The 12,126-nt window shown below is 74.5% G+C and carries 12 protein-coding genes; 5 read left to right on the top strand and 7 right to left on the bottom strand.

From position 1 onward, the window contains the following. Window positions 1-12 precede the first annotated feature (12 nt). Together RHODO2019_RS06800 and aspS are read right to left on the bottom strand one after the other, a co-directional pair. The gene (locus RHODO2019_RS06800; RefSeq protein ID WP_265384221.1) at window positions 13-954 is read right to left on the bottom strand and encodes a DUF389 domain-containing protein; all 942 of its coding nucleotides are present in this window, start codon (window positions 952-954) and stop codon (window positions 13-15) included. A 3-nt stretch (window positions 955-957) separates the two neighbouring features. Further along, complete coding sequence (gene aspS / locus RHODO2019_RS06795) at window positions 958-2,745, bottom strand: aspartate--tRNA ligase (RefSeq protein WP_265384658.1); 1,788 nt, start codon at window positions 2,743-2,745, stop codon at window positions 958-960. Window positions 2,746-2,916: 171 nt separating this feature from the next. Between aspS and RHODO2019_RS06790 the strand changes: the two genes are divergently transcribed. Then, window positions 2,917-3,339 carry a DUF805 domain-containing protein gene (locus tag RHODO2019_RS06790; RefSeq protein ID WP_265384220.1) on the top strand — a complete coding sequence of 141 codons (423 nt, stop codon included), beginning with the start codon at window positions 2,917-2,919 and terminating at the stop codon, window positions 3,337-3,339. A 112-nt stretch (window positions 3,340-3,451) separates the two neighbouring features. Further along, window positions 3,452-4,285 carry a class I SAM-dependent methyltransferase gene (locus RHODO2019_RS06785; RefSeq protein ID WP_265384219.1) on the top strand — a complete coding sequence of 278 codons (834 nt, stop codon included), beginning with the start codon at window positions 3,452-3,454 and terminating at the stop codon, window positions 4,283-4,285. Here the strand turns inward: RHODO2019_RS06785 and RHODO2019_RS06780 are convergent. Continuing rightward, window positions 4,246-4,620, bottom strand: coding sequence for a ribonuclease FAU-1 family protein (locus RHODO2019_RS06780; RefSeq protein ID WP_265384218.1), 375 nt, complete (start codon window positions 4,618-4,620; stop codon window positions 4,246-4,248). The genes RHODO2019_RS06785 and RHODO2019_RS06780 overlap by 40 nt on opposite strands. 340 nt (window positions 4,621-4,960) lie before the next feature. Between RHODO2019_RS06780 and RHODO2019_RS06775 the strand changes: the two genes are divergently transcribed. The 3 genes from RHODO2019_RS06775 to RHODO2019_RS06765 all read left to right on the top strand — a co-directional run bounded on the left by RHODO2019_RS06775 (window position 4,961) and on the right by RHODO2019_RS06765 (window position 7,147). After that, the gene (locus tag RHODO2019_RS06775; RefSeq protein WP_265384217.1) at window positions 4,961-5,461 is read left to right on the top strand and encodes a GNAT family N-acetyltransferase; all 501 of its coding nucleotides are present in this window, start codon (window positions 4,961-4,963) and stop codon (window positions 5,459-5,461) included. A 5-nt stretch (window positions 5,462-5,466) separates the two neighbouring features. Next, the gene (locus RHODO2019_RS06770; RefSeq protein ID WP_265384216.1) at window positions 5,467-6,162 is read left to right on the top strand and encodes a hypothetical protein; all 696 of its coding nucleotides are present in this window, start codon (window positions 5,467-5,469) and stop codon (window positions 6,160-6,162) included. 139 nt (window positions 6,163-6,301) lie between these two features. Continuing rightward, window positions 6,302-7,147, top strand: a complete 846-nt coding sequence (locus RHODO2019_RS06765; RefSeq protein ID WP_265384215.1) for a GNAT family N-acetyltransferase — start codon at window positions 6,302-6,304, stop codon at window positions 7,145-7,147. Here RHODO2019_RS06765 and RHODO2019_RS06760 read toward each other — a convergent pair. From RHODO2019_RS06760 to RHODO2019_RS06745, 4 genes are read right to left on the bottom strand one after another with little or no spacing between them, the layout of a single operon-like run. Further along, window positions 7,126-7,368 (bottom strand): AMP-binding protein, encoded by a 243-nt coding sequence (locus RHODO2019_RS06760; protein ID WP_265384214.1) that lies wholly within the window; start codon window positions 7,366-7,368, stop codon window positions 7,126-7,128. The two genes, RHODO2019_RS06765 and RHODO2019_RS06760, sit on opposite strands and share 22 nt — an antisense overlap. A 25-nt stretch (window positions 7,369-7,393) precedes the next feature. Beyond that, complete coding sequence (locus RHODO2019_RS06755; protein WP_265384213.1) at window positions 7,394-8,557, bottom strand: acyl-CoA dehydrogenase family protein; 1,164 nt, start codon at window positions 8,555-8,557, stop codon at window positions 7,394-7,396. Continuing rightward, window positions 8,554-10,539 (bottom strand): ATP-binding protein, encoded by a 1,986-nt coding sequence (locus RHODO2019_RS06750; protein ID WP_265384212.1) that lies wholly within the window; start codon window positions 10,537-10,539, stop codon window positions 8,554-8,556. The genes RHODO2019_RS06755 and RHODO2019_RS06750 overlap by 4 nt, the downstream gene beginning before the upstream one ends. A gap of 5 nt (window positions 10,540-10,544) precedes the next feature. Further along, window positions 10,545-12,074, bottom strand: coding sequence for an acyl-CoA carboxylase subunit beta (locus RHODO2019_RS06745; RefSeq protein ID WP_265384657.1), 1,530 nt, complete (start codon window positions 12,072-12,074; stop codon window positions 10,545-10,547). Window positions 12,075-12,126: the final 52 nt, after the last annotated feature.

The raw sequence follows: 12,126 nt of genomic DNA, 5'->3' as shown, positions 1-12,126 counted from the left end.
GGGTGAACCTACTCAGTCCACCTCGGCCGGGCTGCGGTCGCGCGCCCGGGCCCGGTGCCGGTGCAGCACGGCCAGGACAGCGGTGGCGGCCACCGTGATCCCCACCAGGTTGACCAGCAGCTGCAGCGCGGACTCCCCGGCACGGTCCCAACGGCCGAGGGTGGCGGCGACCACGGCGTACCCCGCGGCGGGCACGGTGGTCACCGAGATGAACACCCCGACCAGCGCTGCGGACTTCGACGAGACGAGGCTCAGCATCCCGGCGGTCCCGGCCAGCAGCGCGACGACGAAGGAGAACGGTCCCACCTGGTAGATGAAGTCCACCTTGTCCGCGCCCTCCAGGCTCTGCGCGGTCACCAGGCCCGCGGCCTCCGCCAGGAGCGCACCCAGCAGGGTCGCGACCATCGCGAGCGGGAAGCCCACTCCCACGGCCACGGCGGCGCGGCCCACCAGCTCGGGTCGACGCCGGACGAGGTTGACCGCGATCGCGGCCAGCGGGCCGAACTCCGGACCCACGGCCATCGCGCCCACCACGGTCACCGGCGAGTCGGTCACCACGCCGACCGCAGCGATCAGGACGGCCAGGACCAGGAACGCCGCGAAGGTCCAGGTCAGCCGGGACTCCTCCCCCGTCCGCGCGACCAGCTCCTCCCAGATCACCGCGTCGTCGGCCTCCCCCGGGGCCGCCTCCTGCGCACGCCGGGCGGCCACCGACAGCGTCGTGTCGATCGCCTCCAGGGTCACCCCGCCCTCCCGCTCGACGCCGAGGTCACCCAGGGCGTCGAGCAGGGAGTTGGTGCACTCACGGGCGACGTCGGCCTCCACGACGTCCCCCGCCGGGACCAGGGCCGCGCCGCGGTGCAGCGTCAGGTGGGTCGCACCACGGGCGTCCTTCAGCAGGGCGAGGACGTGCTCGGTCAGCTCCGGGGGGCAGATCACCCGCAGGTGCAGCACCGGCTACTCGGGCTTCTCGGGACCGGGCTTCGGCCTGGCGTCGATGCCCGACTCCTTCCGCTGCTCCGGGGTGATCGGCGCCGGGGCGTCGGTCAGCGGGTCGATGCCGCCACCGGACTTGGGGAAGGCGATGACCTCGCGGATGGAGTCGGTGCCGCTCAGCAGGGCACAGATGCGGTCCCAGCCCATCGCGATGCCGCCGTGCGGGGGCGCGCCGAAGGCGAAGGCGTCCAGCAGGAAGCCGAACTTCTCCTGCGCCGAGGCCTGGTCCAGGCCCATCACGGCGAAGACCCGCTCCTGCACCGCGCGCTGGTGGATGCGGATGCTGCCGCCACCGATCTCGTTGCCGTTGCAGACGATGTCGTAGGCGTGGCTCAGGGCCGAGCCCGGGTCCGTGTCGAAGGTGTCCATCGACGCGGCCGTCGGCGAGGTGAACGCGTGGTGCACCGCGGTCCAGGCTCCGGAGCCCACGGCCACGTCCCCGCTGGCCACGGCGTCCCCGGCCGGCTCGAACAGCGGAGCGTCGACGACCCAGGTGAAGGCCCACGCATCGGGGTCGACGAGCTCCTGGCGCCTCGCGATCTCCCCCCGCGCGGCCCCGAGCAGCGCACGCGAGCTCTTGACCTCGCCGGCGGCGAAGAAGATGCAGTCCCCGGCCGCCGCTCCGACGTGCGCGGCCAGCCCGTCCCGCTCGGCGTCGGTGAGGTTCTTGGCCACGGGCCCGCCCAGGGTGCCGTCCTCGGCGACGAGCACGTAGGCCAGGCCCTTGGCGCCGCGCTGCTTGGCCCACTCCTGCCACGCGTCGAGCTGCTTGCGGGGCTGGGCGGCGCCCCCCGCCATGACCACCGCGCCCACGTAGGGCGCCTGGAACACCCGGAAGGTGGTGTCGGTGAAGTAGTCCGCGCACTCGACGAGCTCGATGCCGAAGCGCAGGTCCGGCTTGTCGGAGCCGAAGCGACGCATGGCCTCGGCGTACGTCATCCGCGGGATCGGCAGCGCGATCTCGTGGCCCACGAGACGCCACAGCGCGACCAGCACCTCCTCGGCGAGGGCGATGACGTCGTCGGAGTCGACGAAGCTCATCTCGACGTCGAGCTGGGTGAACTCCGGCTGGCGGTCGGCGCGGAAGTCCTCGTCCCGGTAGCAGCGGGCGATCTGGTAGTAGCGCTCGAGCCCACCCACCATGAGCAGCTGCTTGAACAGCTGCGGACTCTGCGGAAGGGCGTAGAAGCTGCCGGGCTGCAGCCGTGCGGGCACCAGGAAGTCCCGCGCCCCCTCGGGGGTGGAGCGGGTGAGGGTGGGCGTCTCCACCTCGACGAAGTCGTGGCCCGCGAGCACGGTGCGGGCCGCGCGGCTGACCTCGCTGCGCAGCCGGATCGCGGCGGCGGGCCCGGAGCGGCGCAGATCCAGGTAGCGGTGCTTGAGGCGGACCTCCTCGCCGACACCGGTGTGGTCGTCCAGCGGGAACGGCAGCGGTGCGCTCTCGTTGAGCACCACCAGCTCGGTCGCCGTCACCTCGACGTCACCGGTCGCGATCTCGGTGTTCGCGTTGCCCGCCGGCCGGACGGCGACGGTGCCCGTGATCTGCACGCAGAACTCGTTGCGCAGCGCGCCCGCGGCCTCGGCGACCGCGCCCTCGCGGAAGACCACCTGCACCGTGCCGGAGGCGTCTCGCAGGTCGATGAACTCCACCCCGCCGTGATCACGACGCCGCGCCACCCAGCCGGTGAGCGTGACGGTCTGCTCGGCGTGCTCGGCTCGCAGCGAGCCGGCGGGGTGGGTGCGCAGCACGGGGTTCCTCACTCTGGTCCTCGGGGGTCGGACGATGATCCTACGGAGACCCACCGACGCGTCGTGCGGGCCGGGGACGGCCACACCCGCCAGGCGTGACGCAACCGTGACCGTCGCGTGCTGGTGCACCGGCGTCCCGTACCGGACGATTCGGCCCGCACCACCACCGCGGTGGCGCTCACGAGGGGGTTCCACACCATGGGGTTCGGCGACGCCGTCAAGTCCGTGTTCGGCCAGTACGCGGGGTTCTCGGGCCGTGCCCGACGCTCCGAGCTCTGGTTCTTCGAGCTGTTCGCCCTGGCCGCCGGCGCCGTGCTGGGGATCATCGGCGGGGTCATCGGGACGTCGTGGCTGACGAACCTGTTCTCGCTGGCCATCCTGATGCCGACCCTCGCCGTCGGCGCTCGCCGGCTGCACGACACCGGCCGGACCGGGTGGTGGCAGCTGATCGCGCTCGTCCCGCTGGTCGGGATCATCGTGCTGATCGTGTTCTGGGTGCAGGACAGCCACGGCGACAACCAGCACGGGCCGTCCCCCAAGGGGATCGGTGGGTACACCCCGTCGGCCGGGTACACCCCGCCGGTCGGCTACTGAGCCCCCGCACCACCGCACCACCACACCACCGCACCACCACACCACCGCACCACCACGGCGGCCACCGGGGCGGTGCCGTCGACAGCCGTCGGCCCGCGTGCCACGGTGGATCATGACCGAGCCCACCGACCGCGTCGCCGCACTGTTCGACCGCGTGGCGGACACCTACGACGCGGTGGGCGTGGACTGGTTCACCCCCATCGCGGCGGGTCTCGTCCACGAGCTCGCACCTGCCCCCGGCGAGCACGCCCTCGACGTCGGTTGCGGACGCGGCGCGGCCACCGTCCCGCTGGCCGAGGGCGTGGGCCCGGACGGCCGCGTCCTGGGCATCGACCTCGCGCCCCGGATGGTCTCGGCCACCACGGCCGATCTCGCCCACCTGCCGCAGGTCGAGCTCCGGGTGGCCGACGCCCGCTCCCCGGCGCTGCCACCGGCCTCGTTCGACGTGGTGGCGGCGTCGCTGGTGCTGTTCTTCCTGCCGCGACCGGCGACCGCCCTGCGGGCCTGGCGCGAGGTCTTGGTGCCGGGCGGGCGGCTCGGGATCGCGACGTTCGGTCCCACGGGACACCTCCTGGCCACGGTCGACGAGCTCTTCGTCCCCCACCTGCCGCCGGCGATGCTCGATGCCCGCACCTCGGGCCGGCGCGGCCCGTTCGCCTCGGACGCGGGGGTCGAGGCGCTGTTCGCCGAGGCCGGGCTGACCGACGTCCGCACCGTGCACCTCGCGCTGCGGACGGTGCTCACCGGGCCCGAGCAGTGGCGCGAGTTCTCGTGGTCGCACGGCCAGCGCGGCATGTGGGAGGCGGTTCCCCCCGAGCACCACGCCGCGCTGCTCGCCGACGCACTCGAGCTGCTGCAGACGGCCCGGGAGCCCGACGGGACGGTGGTGCTGCACCAGGACGTCCGCTACACCCTCGGCGGTGTCCAGCCCGGGGGCGGCCGGTAGTCGCACCACGTCCCGTCGAAGGGGAGCTCCCCGCGCTCGACCTGCGCCACCACGCGCTCACCCTCGGCACGGATCACCACCGCCTCCTCCTGGGTCCAGAACCCGGCGCGGCCGGTCTTCGCGGCGAAGGACCCCTCGTCCTTCCACTTCCAGCTGCGGTCCGGGGCGACCACCAGGTCCAGCTCGTGGTCGTGCACGTCCACCGAGGCGATCCCGTGCACCCGACGCTCCAGGTTGACGTACCACCCGGTGAACGTCCCGTCGGGCGCGAACCACCACCACACGGCGTGCCCGGTGCCCGCAGGCTCCCAGACGAGGGCGTCCCGGTCGGCCACGCGCTCCACGAACGGGCCGGGCGCGGCCCCCGACGCGACGTCGCGGGGGGTGCACCGACGCCGCTCGCACCACGGTGCCCCGGGCCAGCAGGAGCACCAGACCGTCGACGCCGTCCCGCACCACCCGCACGGCGCACTCGCCGCCGAGCACCCCGCCCATGGAGACGGTCCAGCGCAGGACGGTCCCGGGTGCGTGCACGCCGCCATCCTCGCCCCTGCGGTCCATCGAGGAGCAACCACGAGGTACGACCCCTCGTGGAGGGCGGCACCACCGACCTCGTCGCGCGGGACCGTGCCGGCGGGCCACCGAGCCGCGGGGCCCGCCGCTACCGTCCTGGCGGTGGACGTGCAGCTGGTCGCCGTGGACGAGCTCGTGCTGGCCGCGCTGGTGGGGGCGGCCACCAGGGGTGCGGCGCCGGACGAGGTGACCCCGCCGCTGGGCGACGGCTGGACCCCGGAGCGCTCGGTGTGGCTGCGGGCCTACCACCGCGACCGCCGGGCCGGGCTCGACGGTCCCTGCGGTGAGGCGACCTGGGCGGTGCTGGTCGACGGCGCACCGGTGGGCGGGGCCCGGCTGCGGTGGACCGACGAGGCTGGCGTCGCCGACACCGGGTTGTGGCTCACCCGGTCGGTCCGGGGGGCCGGGGTGGGGCGGGCGGCGCTGGCCGTCGTGCTGGAGCTGGCGGCGCAGGCGGGGGTCCGGCGGGTCGTGGCCGAGACAACGGCGGGCAACCGGGGCGCGCTGGCGGTGCTCGGCCACCTCGGCTTCACGCTGGGCACCCAGGTCGACGGGCGGGTGCGGGCGGGCGTTGCCACGGGTGGTCCCCGGCCCCGACACTGAACGGCATGGGTCGAGGGGTGCTGGCGGGGGCGCTGGTCGGGGTGCTGCAGGGCCTCGTCGCGGTGCTGCTGGTGGCGGGGCTGGGCGCGGGGCAGGCGGACTTCGGGTGGTTCGCGTACGCGCCGCCGCCGCAGGTGGTGCCCGCCGCGCCCCGGGTGGTTCAGGAGTGGCTGCTGGTCCCGCTGGTCCTGGCGGGTCTCGGTGCGCTGGCCGTCGCAGTCGCCCGGCGGCGTGCCGGGTCCCGACCCGGTCGCGGTGACCGCCGGGTGCTCACCCTCGGCGTGGGCGGGCTCGTCGTCGCGGTGCTCAGCGTGGCCCTGGCTCCGCGGTACGGCGGGGTCGGATCTTCGCTCGTCCTGCTCGGCGGGGGCGCCACGATGCCACGGCGGTACAGCGACTACGCACCGCTCGAGCTCAGCGGTGCGACCACGACGCCCGCGGTCGTCGTCGTGGCGGGGTCCGTGCTGGGTGCCCTGGTCCTGGTGGGGCTGGCCGGCCTCGCCGACGACCGCCGCTGGGGACGGACCGGCACCGCAGCCGCCGTCGTGCTCGGGCTGGTGGGACTGGGGGTGCAGCTGTTCCGCACCGGTCTCGCTCCGGTCACCCTGCTCGGCGAGGTGGTCGCGCTCGGCCTCGTCATCGGCGCGCTGGTCCTCGCAGGTCGGAACCAGGAAGCTCGGACGCCGCCGACGAGGCCGTAGGGCACGAGGTCGTCCAGCGCGCTCGACGTGGACCACCACCCCGGTCCCCCGTCGCGTCGTCGGCGGGTGGTGGCGTGCCGGGGCCCCGGCACGACCGCCGGGACCGGAACCCGGTGGACGACCGTGGTCTGCTGCACACGTGCTGGAACGCTCCCGCGGTCTGTCCGCCACCGACCTGACAGCCCTCGCCGAGCTGGAGCGCAGCGCGCTCGCCGCGGACGGGGGGCGGCTGAAGCTCGAGTGGGCCACGCTCCGGTCGCGTCCGGGCGCTCGGGTGGAGGACCTGCTGTGGTGGGAGGACGGCCGGCTGACGGGGTTCCTCGGGCTCTACCGGTTCGGGTCCGCTCCGCTGGAGCTGGCCGGGGTGGTCGAGCCGACCGCCCGGCGCAGGGGCGTGGGGAGGACGCTGCTCGACGCCGCCGCCGAGCTCGGGCGGGAGCGGGGACTGCACCGGGCCCTGCTGGTGGTGCCGGCGGGCTCCGAGCCGGGGCGGTCGTTCGCCCTCGCGAGAGGCGGGGTCCCCGAGCACTCCGAGCACGCACTGGTGCTCGACGCCCCGCCCGACGCGGGTCCCCAGGACGCCCGGACCTCCGTGCGCCGGGCGGGTCCGGACGACGCCGCAGCCGTCGGCCGGTTGCTGGAGGCCGCCTTCGGCGACCCGCCCCGCGACCTCACCGAGCAGCTCGCCGAGGCGCAGGAGCGCACCCTGCTCGTCGCGGTGGATGGTGCCGCCGTCGGCACGGTGCGCCTGAGCCTGGAGGGTGGCACCGGCGGCGTCCACGGCTTCGCGGTGGACCCGGCGTGGCAGGGCAGGGGCATCGGCCGCGACGTGCTGCGGCGGGTGAGCACCCAGCTGTTCGCCGAGGGAGCCACCCGGGTGGGCCTGGAGGTCGCCGTGGACAACGAGGGGCCGCTGGGGCTGTACACCTCGCTGGGGTTCACGCGGGTGGCCGGCGAGGACTACTACGACGTGCCGCTGGGGTGACCGCGCGGCCCGGGCGCGCGCCGCGTCTCCCGGTCCCGGAGCTGCACCGCCATCTCACCGGTGGTGCAGAGCCCGTTCAGCGTGGTGACGGTGACGCCGAGGCGGGCGGCGGCGAGCAGCACCACGGGGACGGCGAGCGAGCTCGGGCCGTGCAGGGCCAGCACGTCGCCCTTGCGCAACCCCTCGACGTGCCGGCCGCGAGGGCCTCGACCGAACACCACCGTGCGCTCTGGGTCTGCGGGGCGGTCAGTACGAGCGGGGCAGCTTCAGGGTGTGCTGGGCCACGTAGTTCAGGATCATCTCGCGGCTCACCGGGGCGATCCGGGCCAGCCGCGACGCGACGACGAGGGAACCCAGGCCGTACTCCGAGGCCAGCCCGTTGCCGCCGTGGGTCTGCACGGCCTGGTCCACCGCGGCGATGGAGGCCTCGGCGGCGGCGTACTTGGCCATGTTCGCGACCTCGCCGGCCCCCTTCTCCCCCGCGACGTAGAGCGCGGCGGCCTTCTGCATCATCAACCGGGCGAGCTCGACCTGGATCGCGCAGTGCGCCAGCGGGTGCGCGATGCCCTGGTGGGCCCCGATCGGGGTGGACCACACCTGGCGCGTGCGGGCGTACTCGGTGGCCTTGTCCAGCGCGTAGCGCGCCATGCCCAGTGCGCTGGCCGCCCCCATGATGCGTTCGGGGTTCAGCCCGGCGAACAGCTGGGCCAGACCGGCGGTCGCGTCACCCACGAGGGCGTCGGCCGGCACCCGCACGTCGTCGAGGAACAGCGTGAACTGCTTCTCGGGCATCGCGATGTCCATGGGGATGACCTGCTTGGTGAACCCGGGCGCGTCGGTGGGCACGATGAACGCCGAGGGGAGCCCGAGGGTCCCGTCGGGCTGCCGGTGCCGGGCGACGACGAGCACGTGGCTAGCCTCGTCCACCCCGGAGATGTAGTACTTGCCCCCGTTGAGGACCCACTCCCCGGTCTCCTCGTCGTGCCGGACGTTCGTGGCGAGGTTGTGGGAGTTGGAGCCGGCGTCGGGCTCGGTGATGGCGAAGACCATGGTGAGGCTGCCGTCGGCGAAGCCGGGCATCCACCGGTCCTTCTGCTCCGCGGTGCCGAACTGCTGGATGACGGTGCCGCAGATCGCGGGCGAGACCACCATGAGCAGCAGCGGGCAGCCGGCCGCGGACAGCTCCTCCATGACCGCAGCGAGGTCGCCGATGTCGCCGCCGCCGCCGCCCCACTGCTCGTCCACGGCGACGCCGAGGTACCCGGCCTGCGCCACGGCATCCCACAGCTCGGTGGTCTTGCGGCCCTCGGCGGTGCACGCCCGCATGTACTCCCCGCCGAAGGTGCTGCCGAGCTTGAACACCTGCTCGCGCAGCTGCTGGCGCTCGGAGGTCTCCGTGTAGCTGGTCATGCCCGCTCCTCTGCTGGTTCTGCTGCATCTTCTGGGACATCGGCGGAGACGACGGCGAGCACGGTGCCCGCGGCGACCTGGTCTCCCTGGGCGACGGCCACGGACGCGACCGTGCCGGCGGTGGGGGCGAGCACCCGGTGCTCCATCTTCATGGCCTCGAGCACCAGCACCTCGTCCCCCGCGGCCACGAGCTGGCCCTGCGTGACGCTGACCCGCACGACGGCCCCCGGCATGGGCGCGACCATGGCGCCGGCGGCGAGGACGGCGCGCGGCTCGGGCAGCGGATCCTGCCAGCGGAGGCTCACCGCGCCCAGGGGGGAGTCGACCTCCACCTGCGCACCGTGCACGGCCACCCGGAACGCGTGGCGCACCCCGTCGACGGCGAGGACGGCGCCGGTGGGCGTGAGGCTGACGAGCTCCACCCCGGCGTGGTCGACATCTCCAGCGCTCTGCAGGCGCCCGTGCACCAGGAGGTGGTCGACCACGTGCTCGTCGTCGCCGTGGGTGAAGGTGGTGCGGACCGGGGCCGAGGGCAGGTTGCGCCAGCCGGTGGGGGTGGCGCGCCGGGACCCGCCCCGCTCGGCCAGGACCAGTGCGGCCGCGAGCACCGCGAGGTCCACCCGCGCCGGGCCGGCCACCAGCGTCGCGGGGTCACGCGCGTCCAGCCACCCGGTGTCCACGCCCCCGGTGGTGAACGCGGGGTGGGTCAGCAGCCCGACGAGCAGCCCGCGGTTGGTGGTGAGCCCGTGGATCTCGGCGCCGCGCAGGGCGGTGACCAGCCGCCGCAGCGCGCTGGCCCGGTCGGGGCCGTGGGCGATGAGCTTGGCCAGCATCGGGTCGTAGTGCACCCCGACCTCGTCGCCGTCGACGACGCCGCTGTCCAGGCGCAGGCCGTGCGCGCCGGGCGGGACCCCGAACTCGGTGTCCACCCCGGGCACGTGCAGCCGGTGCAGGGTGCCCGAGGCCGGCCGCCAGTCCTGGGAGGGGTCCTCGGCGTACAGCCGCACCTCCACCGCGTGACCGTGGGCCGCCGGCGGTTCCGCGGGGAGCACGGCCCCCTCGGCCACGGCGATCTGCCAGCCCACCAGGTCGATCCCGTGCACGGCCTCGGTGACGGGGTGCTCCACCTGCAGGCGGGTGTTCACCTCCAGGAAGGCCAGCCGCCCGTCGTCGCCGAGCAGGAGCTCGACCGTGCCCGCCCCCACGTAGCCCAGGGCCCCGGCGGCCGCGCGGGCCGCGGCGTGCAGGCGGGTGCGGGTGGTGGCGTCGACCCCGGGGCTCGGGCTCTCCTCCACGATCTTCTGGTGGCGGCGCTGCAGGGAGCAGTCCCGCTCGTGCAGGGTCCACACGGTGCCGTGGGTGTCGGCCATGAGCTGGACCTCGACGTGCCGGGCACCGCGCAGCAGCGGCTCGCAGAACACGGTGCCGTCACCGAAGGCCGAGGCCGCCTCCCGCTGCGCCGCCGCCACCGCCTCCTCGAGCTCGGCCAGGGCGTGCACCTCCCGCATGCCGCGTCCACCGCCACCGGCGGAGGCCTTCACCAGGATCGGCAGGTCGGCCTCCGTCACCGACGCGGGATCGAGCTCGGCCAGCACGGGCACCCCGGCTGCGGCCACGAGCGCCTTGGCCGCGACCTTGGACCCCATCGCGTCGATGGACTCCGGCGTGGGACCGACCCAGGTCAGCCCGGCGGCCAGCACGGCCCGGGCGAACGCGGCGTTCTCCGAGAGGAACCCGTACCCCGGGTGCACCGCGTCAGCGCCACAGGCCAGGGCCGCGGCGACCACGGCGTCGATCCGCAGGTAGGTCTCCGCCGGTGAGGAGCCCGGCAGCCGCACGGCGACGTCGGCCTCGAGGACGAAGCGGGCCCCGGCGTCCGGGTCGGAGAAGACGGCGGCGGTGGAGATGCCGCGGGCCCGGCACGCGGCCTGCACCCGCCGGGCGATCTCCCCGCGGTTGGCCACCAGCATTCTCTCGATCATGACCGTCACATCCGGAAGACGCCGAAGTGCTCCGCACCCTGGACCGGGGCGGAGTGGATCGCGGACAGGCAGAGCCCGAGCACGGTCCGGGTGTCGCGCGGGTCGATCACGCCGTCGTCGTACAGGCGCCCGGAGAGGAACGGCGCCAGCGACTGGGACTCGATCTGGTTCTCCACCATGGCTCGCAGCCCGGCGTCGGCCTCGTCGTCGTACGGCGCGCCCTTGGCCGCGGCGGCCTGCCGGGCGACCATGGACAGCACCCCGGCGAGCTGGGCCGGCCCCATCACCGCGGACTTGGCGGCCGGCCAGGTGAACAGGAAGCGCGGCTCGTAGGCCCGTCCGCACATGCCGTAGTTGCCCGCCCCGTAGGAGGCGCCCAGGGTCACCGTCAGGTGCGGCACCCGGGAGTTCGCCACCGCGTTCACCATCATCGCCCCGTGCTTGATGATGCCGGCGCGCTCGTAGGCGGTGCCGACCATGTAGCCGGTGGTGTTCTGCAGGAACAGCAGCGGGGTGTCGCGGGCGTTGGCGAGCTGGATGAACTGCGCGGCCTTCTGCGCCTCCTCGCTGAACAGCACGCCCCGGGCGTTGGCGATGATGCCGACGGGGTAGCCGTGCAGCCGCGCCCACCCGGTGACCAGGCTCGCGCCGTACCGCGGCTTGTGCTCGTCGAAGGCGCTGCCGTCCACGATCCGGCCGATGACCTCGCGCGGGTCGAAGGGCACCCGGAGGTCGCGCGGGACGATGCCCAGCAGGTCCTCGGCGTCCAGCAGGGGCTCCACCACGGCCACCGGGTCCGGACCGTGCTTGCGCCAGTGCAGCCGGGCGACGGCGCGCCGGACCAGCCGCAGGGCGTCGTGCTCGTCGACGGCGACCGCGTCGGCGAGCCCGCTGGTCTCGCCGTGCATGGCGGCCCCGCCCAGGGTCTCGGCGTCGGCGTCCTCCCCGGTGGCCATCTTCACCAGCGGCGGGCCGGCCAGGAACACGTTCGCGGCGCCGGAGACCATGATCACGTGGTCGCTCATGCCCGGCACGTACGCACCGCCGGCCGTCGCGTTGCCGAACACCGCGGTGATGGTGGGGATGCCCGCGGCCGACAGCCGGGTGAGGTCTCGGAACAGGCCACCGCCGGGGATGAAGATCTCCGCCTGGGTGGGCAGGTCGGCCCCGCCGGACTCCAGCAGGGTGATCACCGGCAGCCGGTTGGTGCGGGCGATGTCGTTGGCGCGAAACGTCTTGCGCAGCGTCCAGGGATTGCTGGCACCGCCCTTGACCGTGGGGTCCGAGGCCACCACCAGGCACTCGACGCCCTCGATCACGCCGATCCCGGTGACCAGGCTGGCGCCGACGGTGAAGTCGCTGCCCCAGCCCGCCAGGGTGGACAGCTCGAGGAACGGGGCACCGGGGTCGAGCAGCAGCTCGATGCGCTCGCGGGCCAGGAGCTTGCCGCGGGCGTGGTGGCGGGTGGTGTACCGCTCGCCGCCACCGGCCAGCGCCTTGGCGTGCTCGCCGGCCACGGACTCCAGCGCGACCAGCGAGGCCTCCCGGTTGGCGAGGAACTCCTCGTCGTGGCGCACGGGTGTGCCC

Source organism: Rhodococcus antarcticus, from assembly GCF_026153295.1.
GTDB lineage: Bacteria > Actinomycetota > Actinomycetes > Mycobacteriales > Mycobacteriaceae > Rhodococcus_D > Rhodococcus_D antarcticus.
The sequence above is the reverse complement of the archived record's forward strand: the minus strand, read 5'-3'. Positions and strand labels throughout refer to the sequence as shown.

Bases quoted from the DNA above. Each gene is read 5' to 3' on its own strand.
- RHODO2019_RS06785 (WP_265384219.1), top strand. From the start codon at position 3,452: ATGACCGAGCCCACCGACCGCGTCGCCGCACTGTTCGACCGCGTGGCG.
- RHODO2019_RS06770 (WP_265384216.1), top strand. From the start codon at position 5,467: ATGGGTCGAGGGGTGCTGGCGGGGGCGCTGGTCGGGGTGCTGCAGGGC.
- RHODO2019_RS06755 (WP_265384213.1), bottom strand. From the start codon at position 8,557: ATGACCAGCTACACGGAGACCTCCGAGCGCCAGCAGCTGCGCGAGCAG.
- RHODO2019_RS06750 (WP_265384212.1), bottom strand. From the start codon at position 10,539: ATGATCGAGAGAATGCTGGTGGCCAACCGCGGGGAGATCGCCCGGCGG.